Source organism: Ensifer sp. LBL (assembly GCF_050435225.1).
Classification (GTDB): Bacteria; Pseudomonadota; Alphaproteobacteria; order Rhizobiales; family Rhizobiaceae; genus Ensifer.
Map to the genome: position 1 here is coordinate 150030 of NZ_JBNDJY010000002.1, position 19315 is coordinate 169344.

Sequence of the window (19315 nt, forward strand, 5' to 3'; positions counted from 1 at the left end):
GGTTCTGCTCGTCACGGGCTGTTGGCGCTGAGCGATGCTGCCAGCACAAGATAGACTGCGGATGTCCAGGCGAATGCGCGATCGCGAAGGCCCCTCCCCGAGCGCGCGTCGAAGTTTTCGGCCATACCGCTTTTGCTCGCCAGTGAACAGAACTTTTCCGCGACCTCGTTGGCCAGTTCAATCTCCCCTTGCTGGCGCAGCCCATCCCAGAGGAGCATCGTGGTCGGCGCCCAGATCGGGCCGCGCCAGTAGCCGTCGTCCTCGTAGAAGGAACTCTTCGGGCTCTCGGTCGCCGGTCCCCATTCGGTGATGAAGTCGCCGGCGACGAGCCGCGCCACAAGCTTCTCGCGCATGTCGGGCGTCAGACGTGTTCCCAGCAGCAGCGGCATGAACTGGATGAGGTTTTCGCCCGGCAAGATCCGCTCTGGATCCGCAGCGAGCCGAGCGCCAAAGGTTTCGCCGGTCCACAGACGTTCAAACAGCAGCGCCTGCAGGTCTGCAGCCTTCTGCCGCCACATCGCCCGGCGCTCTCCATCGTCTTCGAGAAGATCGGCCAGCGCCTCGCAGGCAAGGATCAGGAAGACCGGCAGATCAGGCGAGATCACCGGGCCGCCCTCGGCAAAGAAGGTGGCGTTGTCCCAACCGCTGTCGTTGCCGTGAAAGTAAGAGGGCAGGCTCGCGGCATCCCCGCGGCCATGGGTCAGCCAGTAATCGACCTGCCGGCCGATGGCATCGCGCAGGTAGGACTTGCGCTCCGCCGTCAGGAAGTCCGGATCGGTGGCCGCAATCAGCGATACCGCCCAGCCGTGCACCGGCGGCTTGGTGAAGGCAAAGAGCACGTCGCGGTCGTTGATGTAGTCCGGCAGCAGGCCCGAGGCGTCCTGATGGTCGAAGATCGCTGCGAACTGGTCGAAGGCGAGATCCTGATCGAAGGCCGCCACACCGAGCGCGGAGAAGGCGTTGTCCCAGCTCCAGATGTTGATCATGTGGTTCTTCGACATGTAGATCGCCGGCCGCGTCAGCGCGCCACCCGCGGGCACGCCGTTCGCCCAGAGCAGGTAACTTGCGAGACGATGTGCATCGTCCTGGCCTTCCACGCCCTTCGGAACACGTGCGTGCCATTCGCCGAATTCGGCCGTCGCATCCGCAAGCGCTTCTGCGAAGCGGCCGGGACGGTCAACAGGTGGCACGGTGCGGAAGAAATCGACATTGCCCTCGAAGGCGCCGGTCCCCGAGAACGCGAAGGACACGTCTTCGGAATGGTCGCGCTGCCAGGCGCCGGTGACCTTCAGGTCACCAGTGATCGCCCGCGGGATGAATTTGACGTTTTCGACCGCGGCCACCAGGCAATCCTCGCCGGTCGGTGTGCGGTAGACATAATCGTAACGCGAGCCCTCAAGATGGAAACGCACGCCGGCTTGTCTGCCGGAGATGTGCAGCCGCTCTCCTTCGCCGATGACGAAGGCGACCGCACCGTCACCGATGCGGGCATCGAGCCGTTCCGGGGAAAGCACGAGCACAGGCGTCACGCTCGCGCCCTCAGCATCGAAAAACTCGACGCGGCAGAGGCGGCCGAGCGACGGCCGCTCGTCACCGCCGGCGACGTGGCGAAGATAAAGCGCCCGCTCGCCGTCGCGGCCCGGCACCCGCATCATCGAGAGCGTCAGGAAGCGGCCCCTGCGGCTGAAGGGCACGGTATCGATGTCAAACAGCATGCCGTTAGCCCTTCACCGACGAGCCGACCGCGCCGTCCATGATGTAGCGCTGGGCGACGAAGAAGAGCGCGAGCGGCGGCAGGCAGAGGATAACGGTGATCGCGGCAATCGACGTCACGTCCACCTCGTGCAGGCCCTTGAACATCGAAAGCCCGAGGGTCAGCGTGTACTTCGACTGGTCGTTGAGGAAGATCAACGGGCCGAGATAGTCGTTCCAGGCGTTCATGAAGTGGAAGGTGCCGACCAGCACCAGCGCCGGCATCATCAGCGGCAGATGGATGCGCCAGTAGATGTCGAAGGCGTTGGCGCCGTCCATGCGGGCGGCCTCGTCGATCTCCATCGGTACGGTCATGATGTACTGGCGAAGCAGGAACACGAAGAAGGCATCGGCGAAATAGGCGGGCACGATCAAAGGCTTCAGCGTGTTGATCCAGCCGAGCAGGTTGAACTCCATGTAGAGCGGGATCATCTTCACGTCCCACGGAATCATCATCGTCGCGAGCAACAGGATGAACAGCGGGTCGCGGCCGGGGAAACGGAAACGGGCAAAGCCATAGGCGACCAGCGACGAGGAAATCAGCTGGCCGATGGTCGACAGCACCACCACGATCAGCGAGTTGGTGAGGTAGGTGCCAAACGGCTGCTTGTTCCAGGCGGCGGCAAAATTCTCCCAGTGCCATTCGGAGGGCCAGAAGACCGGCGGGAACTGGTAGAGTTCGGCCGAGCTTTTGATCGCCGTCATGAAGGTCCAGTAGAACGGCGCGATGAACAGCGCCGACAGCAGGATGAGCGCGGAATAGAGCAGCGTCTTACGCATTGCGTTCTCCATCGTTCTCGCGGACTTCGCCTTCGTAATAGACCCAGGCGGCGGACCAGCGCATGACGCCGAGGCTGAGCAAGAGCACGATGATGAACATCACCCAGGAGCCGGCGGCGGCATAACCCATGTCGAAATACTTGAAGGCGTTGTCGTAGATGTACATGGCGAAGAAATAGGTGGAGCCGAGCGGGCCGCCCTTGGTCAGGAGCAGCGCGATCGTCAGTTGCTGGAAGGCCGAGATGATCGAGGTGATGAAGGTGAAGAGCAGCATCGGCCCGAGCATCGGCAGGGTGATGAACAGCATCTGCGCCCAGCCGGGAACGCCGGACACGGTCGCCGCCTCATAGAGTTCCTTCGGGATCGCCTTCAGGCCTGTCAGAAGGATCAGCATGGTGCCGCCAAGCCCCCAGAGGCTGGCGATGATGATGGCGACGATCGCAAGGTTCGGATCGCCGAGCCAGTTCGGCCCGTCAATGCCGATGAAGGAGAGCATGAAGTTCAAAAGGCCGTATTCCCGGCTGTAGATCCAGCTCCAGATCGTCACAAGGGCGACGCCGGAAATGACGCTCGGCAGGTAGAAGGCGGTGCGGAAGAAGCCGCTGGCAAAGGTGATGTTATGCAGCATCAGCGCCAGCAGGAACGACATGACGATGTTGAACGGCACGTAGATCGCCGCAAACTTCACCGTGATCCAGAGGCTTTCCCAGAACTGCGGATCCTCGAAGAGCATGGAGCGGTAGTTCTCGAATCCGACGAACGTGCGTTCCCCGACGACCGGCCAGTCGTAGAAGCTCATTGTCAGCGAGAAGACAAGCGGACCGAGCGTGAAAAACAGGAATCCAAGGATCCACGGGGAGATGAACAGATAGGCCGCGACGTGGCGGGCGAAGGCCGAGCGCTTGCGCTTGGCCGCGGCCGGCACTGCGGCTGTTGCGTAGGTCATGTCCATCTCCCCGGGCTCCCTTTTCTTACTTGATCAGCCGCTTCGAGCGGGCGACCGCCTCGTCGAGATGCTGCTTGGCATTGCCCTGGTCGATCATCGTCGCCTCGATGGCACGGGCGAGATTGTCCTGAACCTTGCCCCAGTTGGCGTTCTTCAGGAACGCATGGGTCTCGGTGTTGGACGTCGCAAGGATGTCGAAGAAGGGCTTGTAGATCGGGTCCTTGGTCATGCCCTTCTCTTCCGCGACGCTGGTGCGCACCGGCAGGTCGTTGATGCGCATGGCGACCGCTTCCGGCGACGAGAAGAACTTGACGAATTCCCAGGCGAGGTCCGGATGGGCCGCATCCTTGGCGATCGAGATGGCCGAGACGCCAAGCGCCGAGTGCGCGGTCTTGTCGCCGAACTTCGGCAGCGGCGCGACACCATACTTGATGCCGGACGCGTCGATACCGGACTTCGACCACATGGCGCTCTGGAACATGGCGATCTTGCCGCCCTTGAAGAGCGTGCTGCCCGACGTGTCGTCGCCGAGGTTGAGCGTGATCGCTTCCTGCTTCTTGGCCATGTCTCCGAACATGTCGAGCACCTCAGCGGCCGCATCGCTGTTCATGTAGCCGTCGATCTTTTTGCCGTCGTCGGAGATGTATTTGGTGCCGTTCGACCAGAGGAACTGCTCGAAGTCGTACGGGTCGGGCTTGGCGTCGACGGCGAAACCGTAGACCTTGTTCGGCTCGTCGCGGAACTTGGCGGCCTTGGCGCGCAGGTCGTCCCAGGTCCAGCCGTCCTTCGGCTCCTCGACGCCGGCCTTGGCGAACATGTCCTTGTTGTAGAACACAACCTGGGTGGTGAAGCCCGACGGCATGCCGTAGGTCTTACCCTCGACGCGAACGGTGTTCATCAGGCCCTTAGGGAAATCGTCCGGCTTGATCTCGGCCGCGTCCTTGGCGATCAGATCGTCGAGCGGCTTCAGCGACGTGTAGTATTGCGGGAAGTTCCACATATACATGACATCAGGCGGGTTGCCGGCACCGAAGGCGGCGATCAGTTTCTGATCGTAGCCGTCTGCATAGGGCTCGACCTGAACCTTCACGCCCGGGTGCTTTTCCTCGAACTTCTTGGCGATTTCCTGCTGGATCGCCAGGCTTTCATCCGTGTCCCAGGTCGCAAAACGCAGCACTTCTTCCGCGCGGGCCGTCGCGGCTCCGGCCATCGCCAGAACCATCAGCGAGCCGATGATCGACTTCCTGTTGAGCATGTTTCTCCTCCTCCTTCGGGTTACGCGACCCGCTTTGCCTTTTCCTGATTGATGAGCGCCTGCGTCTCTACGTCGAGACGCCGCGCAACCGCCTGGCCCTCGCCGTCGAACAGATGGCAATGCTCGGCCGGCAGACGCAGATGCACGCGCTCGCGGGCAGAAACCGGATGCGTGCCGCGCACGACCGCGGTCATGTCGCCGCCGTTCTGAAGGCTGATATGGACGTGGCTTTCGGTACCGAGGCGTTCGACCAGGCGGACGTCGCCCACAAGATGACCCTCTTCGGCCGAAACCAGCTCGATCTTGTCCGGACGAATGCCGAGCGTCACCGCCTTGGGCTTTGCGATCGGTGTGGCCGAGAGCATTTCGAGCGTGAGCGGATGGGCAAGACCGCCGCCGTTGAGCGTCACCGCCGTATCGACCTGCGATGTCACTTCTGTTGTCACGAAGTTCATGCGCGGCGAGCCGATGAAGCCGGCGACGAACAGGTTGGCCGGCTGATAGAAGAGTTCGAGCGGCGTGCCGAACTGGCTGACCTTGCCCTTGTCGAGCACGACGACTCGATCGGAAAGCGTCATCGCTTCCACCTGGTCATGGGTGACGTAGATCATCGTTACGCCGAGGCGCTCGTGCAGGGCTGCGAGCTCGACGCGCATGGTGACGCGCAGGCCAGCATCGAGGTTCGACAGCGGCTCGTCGAGAAGGAAGAGTTTCGGTTCGCGCACGATCGCGCGGCCGATCGCCACGCGCTGGCGCTGGCCGCCGGAAAGCTGGCGCGGCTTGCGAGCGAGCAGTTCCTTGATGCGCAGAATGTCGGCGGCGTTGTCGACACGACGATCGATCTCGTCACGCTTCATGCCATTCAGCGCCAGGCCGAAGGACAGGTTTTTGCGCACGTTCATGTGCGGGTAGAGCGCGTAGTTCTGGAAGACCATGGCGATATCGCGCTTGGCCGAGGCGACGTCGGTGATGTCGCGCTCACCCAGATGGATCGAGCCACCATCGAGATCCTCGAGCCCGGCGATGGAGCGCAGCAGCGTGCTCTTCCCGCAGCCCGATGGCCCAAGGAAGCAGACGAACTCGCCGTCGGCGATATCGAGGTTGATACCCTTCAAGACTTCGAGCGAACCAAAGCCTTTGCGCAAATTGTCGATGCGGATCGCTGCCAACGGGCCCTCCCTGCCGGCGGAGCGCTGTAACGGCGACCCAAGGCCGGAGTTCAGCGCGACTAGTTAAACGTTTATATGTACGATAAAAACGTTTAACTTTCTTGTAAAGCGGAAAATCACATCGATCCGATTTTGCTGTTGAGAGCAGCGGGCAAAGACAAACGGCCGCCCGGAGGCGGCCGTTTTTGGTCTTTTGTCTCAGACGGTTAGACGCTGGAGCGTATCGTCGAGCGCATCGAGGAAGCGGTCGCAATCCTCAGCACTGAAGGGCGCCGGCGGCTTCACTTTCAGCACATTGTGGTGCGGCCCCTCGCTGCTCAGGAGAATGCGGTGCTTGCGCTTCATCTCGGCAATGACGAAATCGAGTTCGCGCGCCGCCGGCTCCAGCGTCTCGCGGTCGCGCACCAGCTCGATGCCGTTGAAGAGGCCATGCCCCCTGACATCGCCGATGATCGCGTGCTTTTGAGCGAGTGCCCGTGCGCCGTCCATCAGCCGTTCGCCGACGACGCGGCAATGATGGATCAGCCGCTCGTCGCGGATGACATCGAGCACGGCAAGGCCGATCTCGGCCGAGACCGGATTGCCGCCAAAGGTGTTGAAATACTCCATGCCGTTCGCAAAGGAGGCCGCGATCGCCTCGGTAGTGACCACAGCTGCCATCGGGTGGCCGTTGCCGATCGGCTTGCCCATGGTGACGATGTCAGGCACGACGCCCTGGAGTTCATGCGCCCACATGTGGCTGCCGACACGGCCGAAGCCGACCTGCACCTCGTCGGCAAGGCAGAGGCCGCCGGCCGCGCGCACATGCGCATAGGCTTCGCGCAGGTACCCTTCCGGCAACGATAATTGCCCACCGGTTCCGAGAATGCCTTCGCTGAAGAACAATGCCGGGCGGCGACCCTCGGCGGCAAGGGCCGCCACCTGGCTGCGCACGTCCTCGGCATATTTGCGACCGGCATCCGCGTCGCCGTAGCGATAGCGCCCGCGATAGAGATCCGGCATTTCGGCGACCTTCACATGCGACGCCTGCCCTTCGCCGCCCTTGCCGGCGAACTTGTAGGGGCTGACGTCGATCAGGCTCGACAGGTGGCCATGATAGGCATGGTCGACGGTGATGATGTCGCGGTTGCCGGTATAGGCACGCGCCAGGCGGATCGCGAGGTCGTTCGCCTCGCTGCCGGAATTGACGAAGAAGCAGACGTTGAGCGGATCCGGAAACTGCGCGGCAAGCCGGCGGGAATATTCGACCAGCGAATCGTGCAGATAGCGCGAATTGGTGTTCAGCCGCTGCATCTGCGTCTGCGCCGCCTTGACGACGCGCGGGTGGCAATGGCCGACGTGGCAGACATTGTTGACCATGTCGAGCCAGCGCGTGCCGTCCTCGTCGATCAGATGCGCTCCCTCGCCGCCAACGATCTTCAAGGGGGTGGCGCTATAGGCGATGCTCAACGACCGGCCGATGCGGCGATGGCGCTCGCGTACCAGAAACGCCTTGTCGCGCGGCACGATCACCGACACCGGAACCGAAAGGCCAAGCACGACGCTCGGATCCGGGCTCACCTCGCGCCACACCTGCCATTGGTCGCCAACGCCGACGCCATGCATCTGTCCGCCAAGACCGAGATGATCGGTGACGACCTGGAAATGCAGATGCGGCGCCCAGTTGCCGTTTTCGTCAGCGGAACCGAAGGTGGCAAAAACCTCGCCCTTGGCGATCGCCTGGCCTTGCGAAAGCTTGGCGACGCTGTCGCGAGAAAGATGGCCGTAGAGCGTCCAGAAGCGCAGACCGCCTTCGATCTCGTGCTCGAGAAGTACGGTCGGACCGAAACCAAAGGCAACTGCATCGTCATGAATGAAAGCGACTTTGCCGGCAAAGGGCGCCGAGACCGGCTCGCCTGCCGGCGCGAAGATGTCGACGCCGAGATGCACCGAGCGCCGAGCGCCTTCGATCGCCGTCTCATAGGCCTCGCCCCGGTAGATCCCGCGATCCTCCCCGTAAAGGCCGATGCCGAAGGCGGCGCCTTCGCTGCCGATCCGGGCCATGATGCGGGCTTCAGCTTCCGCCGCATCGAGGCTCGCCCATTGTGCGGCTTCAGGTCCCGAGGCGGAGAAATCGAACACCGTCACCTTCGGCTTTTCGACCGAGGGCTGAACGATCGGCGCGAAGTCATGCGCGTTCTTTTCCAGCCAGCGAACGACGGCGGCGGCCTGCGGGATCGGTGCGAAACCGCAGGCGTCGCGGATGCGCGCGATGGCGATTGCGCGGTTCTCGCCCTGCAGGCGATTGAGTTCGCGCCAGACGTCCTCCTGGCTGACGAGCAGATAGGTATTTTCGGGATTATCGCGGATCTGCTTTGCCGCCATGCACATACTGACGGCGTAGCGGGTCACGACCAGATCGAAGACCAGTTCGATTTCCGTTTCGCTCAACGGATTGACCTGGTGGTAGGCACCGGCAAGGGCTGCGATCGTGCCGACAGGATCGGCAGCCCCGATCAGCGCATAGGCGGAAGCGACCGCAATCTCGATCACCCGCCAGGTCTCGACCATGTCGCCGAAATCGAGAAGACCGCTGACCGCGCCGTTCTCGTCGAGCAGCACGTTGTAATCGTTGGCGTCGTTGTGAATGACCTGCATCGGGCAGGTCGTAAGTCGCGGCAGGACGACCGCGCTGAAACGGTCAAGAATGCCATCGACGGCCGACCGCTTTTCCACGCCGTCGATCAGCTCGACATGTTTGCGGTGCATGTCGGCCCGGCCGATGTCCCAGCCGTAAAGCCGCTTGGCGCCGCTGTGGGAAAAATCTTCGAGACTGCGATCAAGTCCGGCGAGCAGGCGTCCGAGACTTTCGGCGCTTGCCGTATCGCGCCGCGGCGCCTTCGCCCAGATATCGCCCGGCAGCCAGGAGAGAAGCCGTGCGGTGCGCGGACCCCGAAGTTCGACCCGGCTGGCGACACCGCCTGAACGATCACGAAACGCCCGCGATATCGGCAGGCCCGATGCCTTAGCCGCGAGGTGTTCGAGCACAGCCACCTGCATGTCCAGTTCGTCCGCATCGCCGGCGGCGTGCAGCTTCAGCAGGTACTCCTGGCCATCGGCGGCGGAGACGCGATAGTTGAGATCGTGCTCGCCCGGTAGCGGCGACAGGCTCGCCTCGATGCCGTAGGTCTCGGTGAGCCAGGCCCGGATCGTCGCCAGTTCCTGCTCGGTTCTCAAATCTCTGTCTGCCATATTCACTGTCCTGTCACCACGAAACCCTGCGCCCGTCATAGGCGCGGAAACTGCCGCTATCGGCCAAACCGGTGCGGTCGATGATCGCCTTCAACCCGACCGCACTTTCGGCCACCGAAACGACGGCGTCGTTGCCGCCCATGTCCGTCTGCACCCAGCCCGGATGCAGCGAGATGACGGAAATCCCGTCACGCTTCAGGTCCTGCGCGAGCTTGACCGTCGCCATGTTCAACGCCGCCTTGGAGCAGCGGTAGGCATAGTCGCCGTCGTCATCGTCGAGCGTGCCTTCGGCGAGCGACCCGGCGCGGCTGCTGATATTGGCGACGACAGTCTGTTTGCCGGCGCGCAGGTTCGGAAGCAGCGCCCGCGTCACCAAGAGCGGCGCCAGCGCATTCACCCGCATCACGTCGAGAAAGTCGCCCGGCTCAAGCGCCGCAAGGCCCCCGACATCGCCGCGCACGGCCGCGTTGTTGATCAGCAAGTCGATCGCGACGCCCTGTAGCGACCGCCCAAGGGCGTCGATTGATGCCGGATCGGCAACATCCAGCGCCAAGCGATCCGCCGAGCCTTCGCTCGAGATCGGCTCCCGCTGGCAGGCGATCACCCGCCAGCCATCTTCGGCGTAGAGCCGCGCGAGCTCCGCGCCGAGGCCGCGCGAGGTGCCAGTGATCAGCACCGTGCGAGATTTAGCGGTGCTTGATGTCATATTTCCGCTCGACCATGTTGACGAGGCTTGCCGCGGCCAGCGTCAGGAAGATGTAGAAGATCGCCGCCGAGTTGTAGGGTGCAAACGGCAGGAAGCTTGCCGATTGGAACTCGCGCATGCGCTGGGTGATGTCGCGGATCGACAGGATCGACAAGAGCGACGTGTCCTTGAGGATCGCGATCAGCTCGTTGCCGAGCGGCGGAATGATGATGCGGAAGGCCTGCGGCAGCACGACGAGACGCGCCGTCTTCCAGCGGTTGAGGCCGATGCTGCGCGCCGCCTCGATCTGGCCGACCGGGATCGCGTTGATGCCGGAGCGGAAGATTTCGGCGAGATAGGCCGAATAGGCGAGCGCCATGGCGACGATGCCGCGCATCAGATTTGGCGGGTCGAGCACGCCTTGTGTCGCGTCCTTGAGCGCCCCGCTCAAGGGCAGGCCGACATAGAGCACGATCACCAGCATCGGAATGCCGCGGATCGTGTCGACGATGAACTCCGAGCCGATCGCCAGCGGATGGCGCTGATGCAGATAGCCGCCGAAGGTCAAGAGACCAAGTATGATCGCAAGCACGGCAACGGTGACACCGGCGGCACGATCGCGATCGTTCAGCGCCTCGGTTTTCCAGAGGACGGGCATGTCGGCGGGCGCGGAAGCGGCCGGCAGCAGGGCACCTGAAACGCCTTCACCCTTGGCAATCGAGGCGAGCGCCTCGGCCGGGCCGACGAAGGTGCGCACCGGCGTTTCCGTCTGCGGCGCACCGTCATACTGGCCGAAGCGCACCGCGCTGATCAGGCCCGCCGGCGTGTTGGTGACGATGCCGACCTTGCCCTCAAGCGTGCCGGCGAGCACGTAGGTGTCGCGCGGCTGCATCAGGAACCAGCCGGCCGCAACCGCCAGCACAAGGGTGGCAATGGCAAAATAGAGGCTGGTTCTGACGGTCGAATGCAGTTGCAGCAGTCCGACCCAGACAAGGCCCATGAGCGCCGCCAGGATATAGGCTGCGATCGCGGCGCGGATGGTGGTCGCGACCCCGGCCGCAAAGGCGATATGGGCGAAGAAAAAGACGAAGACCAAACCGGCGCCATTGGTGAGACCCAGGATCCAGCGGGCGACGCGACGCGCCTTTCCGTCGGAAGGGGCATCTGGACGGCTGCTCAAGAAATGAAGCCCGAGGCCAACCAGCGTGACGGCGAGATAGGCGGGGAACAGCCAGGCTTCGACGCCCTGCACCATCAGGTCCGCGGCTTCCGTCAACTGCCGGGGCGTCACGCCCTTGACGATCAGCGTCGACTTGAACGGATCGACGCCGTTGGCGACGACGGATGCGACGAAGGGGTGGATGTTGTGGCCGATGACGAGAACGGCGGCGGCAGCGAGATTGAGCAGCGCGGCAACGTTCGCAAGCCGCGGGCGCGGCGCCTTGGCGCGCGAGAACACGAGCACCGCGATGCCCGAGCAAAACGCGATCGCCAGCGCCAGAAAGCCCGGCACGAAGGCCGACGAACCGTTCTCGACGCCGAGGATCGCACGCAGCGAGCGCTGATAGTCGCCGGAGGAGATGAACAGATAGATGATGAAGGGCAGCGCGGTCAGGATGATCAGATTGCTCGGACGCACGCTTCTCAGGAACGACATTCATTCCTCCGGGGCACAGGACAGACAAACAGACGACCCGGAGCGCGGCACGCTCCGGATCCGATCGATTTCAAAGGCTTACTTGAGGCCCCAGTATTTGCTGATCAGCTGGTCGAGCGTGCCGTCGTCCTTGATCTGCTTCAGGCCCTCGTTGAAGGCCGCGACGTTTTCGTCACCCTTGCGGAAGACGAGACCGAGCGGATCTGATTCGAGATCCTTGATGGCAACGACGAGCTCGCCGGCGAACTCGCGCTCGTAGGCGGCCGCATTGGCGCCGTTGATGACGACGCCGTCGACGTCCTTGTTCTTGAGCGCGATGATCGCGGCGCTGAACGTGTCGTAAGCGGCGACGTTCTCCTTGCCGACGACGCTTTCGGCAACCTGGGCGTCGGTGGTGTTGGCCTGGGCCGAAAGCTTCCTGCCGGCGTCCTTGAAGGCGTCGAGCGTGATGCCCTGGTCGTCAGCACGCATCAGCACGGCCTGGCTGTTGACGATGTAAGGGTCAGAAAAGTCCATCGCCTTCTTGCGTTCCTCGGTGATCGAGACGCCCGACGCGACGAGGTCGAAGCTGCCCTGGTCGAGGGCTGCGAAGATGCCGTCCCAGCCGGTGGTGATGAATTCGGCCTGGCAGTTGATCTTGGCGCAGACGGCATTGACGACATCGACGTCGAAGCCGACGACCTGTCCGGTTGCCGGATCGATGCTTTCCATCGGCGGCGAGGTCGTGTCGGAGCCGACCTTCAAGAGCTTGCCGCCGAGATCGGCGGCGTGCGACACGCTCGAAGCAAGGGCCGCAATGGCCATGGCAATCATCAGTTTTTTCATGGTTCTCCTCCTTGGATGATTAGTTTTGGATCAGACGGCCGCCGAGATTGTCGGGTTGGCGCTCGATCAGCGTCGGCCGGAAGACCTGCCGCAACGCCCCAGGGTCCTCCCCCTCCATGCGGCGCAGCAGGAATTGACCGAGCGTGCGACCGAGCACCTCGATCGGCTGATAGAAAGTGGTGATCGGTGGCGTGAAATAGGCGCTGACATTGATGTCGTCATAGGCGATGACATCGACATCGACGCCGACCTGGCGCCCGAGGCTGCCGAGGCCCGAGAGCACGCCGAGCGTGGTGGATTCGTTGATGCAGACGAAGGCGGTCGGCGCGTCGTCGAATTGCAGGAAATCGATCACCGTCTGCCGTCCGAAATGGGTCGAGAGATCACCCTCGGCAATCAGATCCGTCGGGGCTTCCAGGCCGACCTCGCGAAACGCCCGGACAAAGCCGTCGATCCTGTCGAGCGCGTAGGAAAGCCGCCGTTCCGGATTGACCAGCGCGATCCGCCGGTGGCCGCCGGCGATCAGCCGCGCGGTCGCCGCATGCGCAGCCCATTCGTTGTCGATGTCGACATGGGCATAGTCGAGATCCCCGCGGCAACGTCCCATCGAGACGAAGGGGAAATCCTCGCCGACGAGCAGATCGATGCGCGGATCGTCGGCGAGAATGCCGGAGAAGATCAGCCCGTCGGCAAGCCCCTGGTCGACGATGCGGCGCGCCGCATCCGCGCCATCGGCGGCATCGCGGATGACATGCACGGACATGCGGTAGTCGGTGCCTTCGAGCGCCTGACTGATGCCGCTCAGGGTCTGGGTGTATTCGACGCCGTCCCATTCATAGTCGCGCGCCGCGGTCACCGGCATCAGCACGGCCGCCTGAAAGCTCTTGCCGGTGCGAAGCGCCATGCCGCGGGCGTTGGCCTGGTAGCCGACTTCGCGTGCCGCCTTGTAGATGATGTCTCTGGTCGCCGGTGCAACCACGGGCGATTCACGCAGGGCCTTGGAGATCGTGGCAATGGAATAGCCGGTCATCTCCGCCAGGGTCTTGATCGTCGGCGTCGGCGTGCGTCGCGCCCTGTGCATCTCAGTCGCCATGCGCCCTCCCAGGCTTAGGCCTTCTCCTGGAGACTAGAGGTAACAGCCAATAAAAACGTTTTCAAGAAAAATAAAAACGTTTTTATTCATGCGCCACAGCAAACGCTACGCGAAGCCGGACACGCGTCTGCGTGCCCTGAACAACGGGAGGGGATTGGAACGGTGCGTGCGCGGCCCGCTAGTGAGCGGTGTAGGCGCCATCGACGAGGTGAACGCTTCCCGTGATGAAGCTTGCCTGTTCCGACAACAGGAAACAGATCAGGGCCGCCACTTCCTGCGGCGTGCCACGGCGTCCCATCGGCTGCAGCGACATCATGCGCCGGCTGCTGGACACGTCGGCATTTTCGCCCGATAGCGGCGTGTCGATCCAGCCGGGCGCCACCGCATTGATGCGGATACCGCTACGGGCGTACTCGATCGCAGCGGCCTTCGTCAGCCCGACCACTGCGTGCTTGGCCGCCGTGTAGGCGGCGGCGGTCGGCAAGGCGACCGAACCGAGAATGGACGTTGTATTTACGATCGCGCCGCCACCCTGCGCCGCCATGGCCGCGATCTCGTATTTCATACAATAGAAAACGCCATGAAGGTTGACGTCCATCAGCGCGTGCCAGCTGTCGATTGGATAGTCGGCGGTTGCCTTGCGCACGCCGTCGATCCCTGCATTGTTGACTGCGAGATGCAGGCCACCACAGGTCTGAACGGCGTAGTTCACCAGCTTTTCAACGGCGGCTGCATCCGCGACATCAAGCGCGACGTGATGGGCCTTGCCTCCATTCGCGCAAATATCTTCAACGACGAGACGCACTGCGTCCGCATCGACATCGGCAGCAATGACTTCCGCGCCCTCGGCCGCGAGTTGCCGGCATACGGCCGCGCCGATTCCTGAACCGGCGCCGGTCACCACAGCGACTTTGCCAGTGAAGCCTAAATTCATACCGTCATTCCAGTTGTCACATTCGACCAATCGAACGTGTGCGATGTCGCAAATCATTTCATGCATTCGATGCGAGGCACAGATTTATCGACCCACCGTCCACAGAAAGACGCGAAAAACACCAGCAATTTTAATGAGATTTCCGAGCACCATTCAGATTCGTCCGCACGAATACATTATTCTTGCGCAGACTTTCCCGCGGAACGTGCAAAAATATCTCCTGTTCCGAACGCATAGGCTGACGCATGGTTTAGTTTGACTGATCGGAACTTTGCCGGCAAATATTGCAATGCTAAAAGCGAGTCGGGGTGTACCATTTTTCTCAGCAGGTAAAGATGGACAATCAGCGCATTACTCGGAGAGCCCTGTTTATCAGCAGCCTTGGCTTGCTGGCCGGGTGCAGTTCAAGCTGGCAGGGCGTTTCGTTCCCATCGCTGTACGGTGGCACACCGGGTGTGGATCCACGCTACCGAAAGAGACACGTCCGGTATGACGGCAAGGAACCGGCCGGAACAATTCTCGTCGATACATCGCAACGCTACCTCTATTCGATCGAAAACGGCGGATGGGCGATGCGTTACGGAATCGGCGTCGGAGAGGAAGGGCTCACACTCAAAGGGCGAGCCATCGTCGGTCGCAAGGCCGAGTGGCCGTCATGGACGCCCACCGCAAGCATGATCCGACGCAAACCGGAACTGGCGCAATACGCCGGCGGCGTTACAGGCGGCCCTCACAACCCTTTGGGCGCGTCGGCTCTATACCTTTATCGCAACGGACAGGACACCAAGTTCCGCCTCCACGGCACGAATGCACCCTGGACTATAGGCCAGGCCGTTTCAAACGGCTGCATACGTCTAACCAATGATGATATAGTCGATCTTTACGCGCGGACACCAATTGGAACTCCGGTATTGATCATTTGATAGCGTACTCTATCTCTCTTCCGTATTGGAGTAGGGCGGGAATGTTCCGAAACACAGTTTGGATTTTGGTAACGATAAAGCGGACAGGGAGTGTGTTCTTTCCGCACTAGGCCGAATCGTGAATTGCTACTAATACTGTAAGCGTTGCCTTCGAATAACCATTCCGACCACAGAGGAAAGGACATATTGATGAGCAGAATCCTAATCGTTACAGTTGCGTTGCTTTCCGTCGCCAGCCTCGCGGCGTGCGGGACCATCGGCAAAGGCAAAGGCAAGGCCCCACCACCGGTGGCCGCAGAACCGGCGCCCGTTTACAAATAATTCTGACCTTGGTTCGGGGAGGACCATGGTCCTCCCCGCCCTATCTGATCGTGGCCAGCCCGGCCACTCGTAGGGGCGCGCGGACCGAAAGCCTTAGGTGGCATTCTCGCGTGCTCATCAGAATTCGGGAAAGATGGCGCAGGAATGATGCGTTCACGAGGTCTTATTTCGTTCGCCGTATTGGCCACAATGGCGCTCACGGCGTGTCAATCGCAAGATAAGGGCCCACAGCCGCGGTTTGTCTCAAGCTATGCGGGCACGTCGCAACAGAGCAATCAGGGCTACTTCATCGAGTTCCGCTCTCGTTATGCGCTCAGTTACGGGCACTCCTATGTAATTTTCGGCCAGCTCAGCAAGTCCGGAGCAATGGTCAATCCGGAAGTTGCGGGGCTTGCACCCGCGACAAGCGATACCGCTCCCTATGTTATTGGCCACCTTCTGCCGGTCCCGGCCGAAACTGGCGCCAGCGACGGCGACCTTGAAGAACAATACAGGTCCGCGAGTTGGCGCGTCATGTTGACGGAGGCGCAATATCGCGACGTCGTTGCCAAGATCCGAAAGCTCAAGTCCGAAGCCCGCTTCTGGCAGGCGTCGATCTACAACTGCAACGCTTTCGTGGCCGACATCGCGCGCTCCATGGGTTACAAGACACCTGGCATCTGGCTTCGGCCGCAGCAGTTCATCACGCGGCTGCGTGAGATGAACGGCGGCTAGCGGGCGAGCACGCCACGCCTGACCAGGCACAAGGAAGCGCCTCCATCGCCCGTCAACGGCGTTCTCGACCGCTACGGTTTTATTGCCTTGTCAGGTCCGAGCGACGCATGGCAGTCTCGTGCGTGATTGCCACCTGCGGACCAGCATCCGCACAAAAAAGCTTGGGTGAGCCAACGTGAACATGTCTGCCGCTTCCATCGGCGAAATCGTCTGGGTCGTGGGCATCATTGCCTGGTATGTCGTCCGTTACCCGTTCGAACGCCGTGCAAGGCGTGTGCGGGTGATGAGCAACCGTCGATCGACGACCGATACGATTGGCCTGGCTGCTGCTTCGCTCGGCCTTGCCATTGTGCCAGCACTCTATGTGGCGACAGGAATTCCGAGATTTGCCGACTACGTCGCCCAACCATGGCTGGTCGGACTCGGGGCGTTTGTGTTCGCCGCGGCGATCTGGACCTTCCGTCGAACGCACAAGGAACTTGGCCGCAACTGGTCCATTTCGCTGGAAATCCGCGAAAAACACAAGCTGATCAGCACGGGCCCTTACGCCACCGTCCGCCACCCGATGTATACGAGCTTCCTGCTTATGGGCCTCGGCCAGATGCTGCTGCTGTCGAACTGGGTGGTCGGACTTGCAGGGCTCGTTGGATTCGCTGTTCTTTTCTTCCTGCGCGTGGGCAAGGAGGAGCGCCTGATGCTGGAATTCTTCGGGCCCGAATATCGCGACTACATGGACAGGACGAAGCGAATTATACCCTACATCTACTAGAGGTGGCACTATGCGGGGCCGACCGATCAAGCTTTCCGCCGCACGACGCCTCGTCGGCGATCTGATGCGTTTTTCCATCGGCGTGCCTCGGGTCACGGTGCAGCGGCAGATGGACATCAGCGCGTTGCACAAAGCCCGGGCAAGCCGCTCGGACCGGCCCTCGTGGATGGTGTTGTTTCTCAAGGGCTACGGGTTACTCTCGCAGGAGACGCCAGATTTCCGCCGGGCCTATATCAAGCTTCCGAGGCCGCAACTCTATGAGTACCCCGGAAGCATCGCGTCCGTGGCGCACGAGCGCGAGTACGAAGGCGAGCGGGTCGTTCTTCTCAGCACGATCAAGACACCCGAACGGCGATCCATTGGCGAATTGAGCGCCCTGCTCCAGGAGGCCCGTTCCCGTCCCGTGCTTGAGATCAGGGAGTTCCGGCGGGCGTTGAAGATCGCGCGCCTGCCGGCGCCGTTGCGGCGGCTGCTGATGTGGCTCAGCCTGAACATGGGGCGCCAGCGGGGCCACCGCTTCGGCACCTTCCAATTGTCTGTCTATTCCGGCCTGGGTGCAGAATCGCTCAATCCGCTGACGCCGCTCACCACCATCTTCAACTATGGGCCGATCGGCGACGACGGGTCGGTTACCGTGAGAATCCACTATGACCACCGCGTCATGGACGGCGCCAACGTCGCGCGCGCTCTGGCGCGTTTCGAGGAAATATTGAACGGCGAGATCGCCGATGAGGTGGCAGGTCTTACGAAAGCCGACAATGCGCCCATCGCTGCGCCGGAGCCTTCCGCATGACATTGCAGCCATCACCACGAGCCGCCATTGTCGTCGTCGGAGCGTCCCGGGGCATCGGCAGAGCAATTGCGGAGCTTGCCGCGCGAGACGGCGCGCCGGTCGTTCTGGTCGCGCGGTCCATCGAAGGCTTGCACGTCGTGGAGGCTGCGATCAACCAGGCGGGCGGCGAGGCATTCTCCTTGCCAGTCGATCTTGCCGCCCCCGATGCCACGCGCATTCTCGACGAATTTCTTTCGCGCGAAAGCCTCGTCTGCGACGTTCTTGTCAACAGTGCCGGCTACGGCCTGCGCGGCGCGGCGACCGCTTTGCCGGTTGCCGACCAGATTGGCATGATCGACGTCAACATCCGCGCACTTGCTACCCTGACTTTGCACCTGTTGCCGGGCATGGTCGCGCGCGGCCGCGGCGGCATCATTAATCTGGCCTCCGTCGCCAGTTTCACGCCCGGCCCGTACATGGCGATGTATTATGCGAGCAAAGCCTTCGTTCGTTCCTTCTCCGAGGCGCTCTACCAGGAGACGCGAAAGACGGGCGTAACCGTGACCTGCGTTGCGCCGGGACCGGTGTCGACCGAATTCCTCGAAAAATCCGGCGCCAACAGGGCGGCCTTGTTCAAAGCGCTTCCGAAGGCCACTCCGGAATACGTGGCAAGATGCGCTTGGCGCGGTTTCAAGGCCCGGCGGCGGCTGGTCATTCCCGGCATTTCCGCCAGGCTGGCGATCCTGATCGCGAGCCTCCTTCCCTCCTCAGCGCTCCTGCCGCTTGTCGGTCGCCTGCAACTGCGCGGCAACGACCCCTGCCCTTGCGGATCCGGCAAGCAACTCAAGCACTGCTGTCGCGCAGGCCACGCCAAAGGCGGACCGGCCCCGGCGTGATCCCCCTTCGCAGCCTGTTCTCGTCCGGCGCCTCACCAAAATGCGCCGGGTGCAGGCGGACCCTGGCCATGGCGACGATCAGTGGGCTTCGGCGCCTGCAGGGAGGAAATGCGCCTCCCACTCCCTTTTCGGAATTTCATCGCCGACCTGAAACTCGAACCGCACGACGCTTTTGATATCCGGCGCCACGGCGCAGCCAAACTTGATGCTGAACCAACGCCCCCTGCTGCGGAAGGCGGCGCCATCGGCGCGGAGGTCCCGCCCCGTCAGGCGGACATTCGACGTGGCGTAGGCGACGAGCAAGTCGGGGATAAAGTCGACGCGCCAGCGATGAACCTGTTCCATCGCCTCGAGATTGCAGAGCTGGACGATCCGCTCATCGGCGGCAAGCTGCGAAAGTCCTTCCAGCGCCTGTCTGCTGCGTGAATCGGCCAGTATCGCCGCCGAGAAGAACCGCTTTGCTTGCACCATCGGCTGGGCAGCCTGTGGCAGCGTCGCTCTTTCCGTAGCAGGCGCCGTCTCCCCAACGGAATGTGCGACGGCCGGCGCATTTTGCGGTCCGAGAACTGGCTGCACCACCTCAGGGCGTGGGG

The 19315-nt window shown here is 62.3% G+C and carries 18 protein-coding genes; 6 read left to right on the top strand and 12 right to left on the bottom strand.

Annotated elements, in window-relative coordinates; all coding sequences use genetic code 11:
* Positions 1-11 precede the first annotated feature (11 nt).
* The 11 genes from OKW20_RS08025 to OKW20_RS08075 form a co-directional block, all read right to left on the bottom strand.
* Positions 12-1715: an amylo-alpha-1,6-glucosidase gene (locus tag OKW20_RS08025; RefSeq protein WP_429171355.1), complete on the bottom strand. Its 1704-nt coding sequence runs from the start codon at positions 1713-1715 to the stop codon at positions 12-14.
* A gap of 4 nt (positions 1716-1719) precedes the next feature.
* On the bottom strand, positions 1720-2532 hold the full coding sequence (locus OKW20_RS08030; RefSeq protein WP_043625687.1) for a carbohydrate ABC transporter permease: 813 nt from the start codon (positions 2530-2532) through the stop codon (positions 1720-1722).
* Positions 2525-3478: a carbohydrate ABC transporter permease gene (locus OKW20_RS08035; protein ID WP_429171356.1), complete on the bottom strand. Its 954-nt coding sequence runs from the start codon at positions 3476-3478 to the stop codon at positions 2525-2527. The genes OKW20_RS08030 and OKW20_RS08035 overlap by 8 nt, the downstream gene beginning before the upstream one ends.
* Positions 3479-3503: 25 nt before the next feature.
* Positions 3504-4733: an ABC transporter substrate-binding protein gene (locus OKW20_RS08040; protein ID WP_429171358.1), complete on the bottom strand. Its 1230-nt coding sequence runs from the start codon at positions 4731-4733 to the stop codon at positions 3504-3506.
* Positions 4734-4753: 20 nt separating this feature from the next.
* Positions 4754-5902, bottom strand: coding sequence for an ABC transporter ATP-binding protein (locus OKW20_RS08045; protein WP_429171360.1), 1149 nt, complete (start codon positions 5900-5902; stop codon positions 4754-4756).
* Between the two features lie 198 nt (positions 5903-6100).
* On the bottom strand, positions 6101-9133 hold the full coding sequence (locus OKW20_RS08050; protein WP_429171362.1) for an aminotransferase class III-fold pyridoxal phosphate-dependent enzyme: 3033 nt from the start codon (positions 9131-9133) through the stop codon (positions 6101-6103).
* Positions 9134-9146: 13 nt separating this feature from the next.
* Positions 9147-9809, bottom strand: coding sequence for an SDR family oxidoreductase (locus tag OKW20_RS08055; RefSeq protein ID WP_429172292.1), 663 nt, complete (start codon positions 9807-9809; stop codon positions 9147-9149).
* Between the two features lie 10 nt (positions 9810-9819).
* On the bottom strand, positions 9820-11475 hold the full coding sequence (locus tag OKW20_RS08060) for an amino acid ABC transporter permease (RefSeq protein WP_429171364.1): 1656 nt from the start codon (positions 11473-11475) through the stop codon (positions 9820-9822).
* A 78-nt stretch (positions 11476-11553) separates the two neighbouring features.
* The gene (locus OKW20_RS08065) at positions 11554-12300 is read right to left on the bottom strand and encodes a transporter substrate-binding domain-containing protein (RefSeq protein ID WP_043616293.1); all 747 of its coding nucleotides are present in this window, start codon (positions 12298-12300) and stop codon (positions 11554-11556) included.
* Positions 12301-12319: 19 nt separating this feature from the next.
* Entirely contained in the window at positions 12320-13393 is a 1074-nt protein-coding gene (locus OKW20_RS08070) for a LacI family DNA-binding transcriptional regulator (protein WP_429115844.1), read from the bottom strand.
* A gap of 178 nt (positions 13394-13571) precedes the next feature.
* Positions 13572-14327, bottom strand: coding sequence for an SDR family NAD(P)-dependent oxidoreductase (locus OKW20_RS08075; RefSeq protein WP_043616289.1), 756 nt, complete (start codon positions 14325-14327; stop codon positions 13572-13574).
* A 335-nt stretch (positions 14328-14662) separates the two neighbouring features.
* On the opposite strand from OKW20_RS08075, the gene OKW20_RS08080 reads away from it, so the two are divergent.
* The 6 genes from OKW20_RS08080 (at position 14663) to OKW20_RS08105 (ending at position 18722) form a co-directional block, all read left to right on the top strand.
* Positions 14663-15250, top strand: coding sequence for a L,D-transpeptidase (locus tag OKW20_RS08080; protein WP_082006005.1), 588 nt, complete (start codon positions 14663-14665; stop codon positions 15248-15250).
* 189 nt (positions 15251-15439) lie between these two features.
* Entirely contained in the window at positions 15440-15571 is a 132-nt protein-coding gene (locus tag OKW20_RS08085) for an ABC transporter (protein WP_082006004.1), read from the top strand.
* Between the two features lie 144 nt (positions 15572-15715).
* Positions 15716-16285: a hypothetical protein gene (locus OKW20_RS08090; protein WP_043616286.1), complete on the top strand. Its 570-nt coding sequence runs from the start codon at positions 15716-15718 to the stop codon at positions 16283-16285.
* Between the two features lie 181 nt (positions 16286-16466).
* The gene (locus OKW20_RS08095; protein WP_429172294.1) at positions 16467-17054 is read left to right on the top strand and encodes a protein-S-isoprenylcysteine O-methyltransferase; all 588 of its coding nucleotides are present in this window, start codon (positions 16467-16469) and stop codon (positions 17052-17054) included.
* A gap of 10 nt (positions 17055-17064) precedes the next feature.
* A complete protein-coding gene (locus OKW20_RS08100) occupies positions 17065-17847 on the top strand; it encodes a hypothetical protein (protein ID WP_429171366.1) in 783 nt (260 codons plus the stop codon).
* On the top strand, positions 17844-18722 hold the full coding sequence (locus OKW20_RS08105) for an SDR family NAD(P)-dependent oxidoreductase (protein ID WP_429171368.1): 879 nt from the start codon (positions 17844-17846) through the stop codon (positions 18720-18722). The genes OKW20_RS08100 and OKW20_RS08105 overlap by 4 nt, the downstream gene beginning before the upstream one ends.
* 78 nt (positions 18723-18800) lie before the next feature.
* Here the strand turns inward: OKW20_RS08105 and OKW20_RS08110 are convergent, their stop codons facing one another.
* A complete protein-coding gene (locus OKW20_RS08110) occupies positions 18801-19193 on the bottom strand; it encodes a DUF930 domain-containing protein (protein WP_429171370.1) in 393 nt (130 codons plus the stop codon).
* Between the last annotated feature and the right edge of the window lie 122 nt (positions 19194-19315).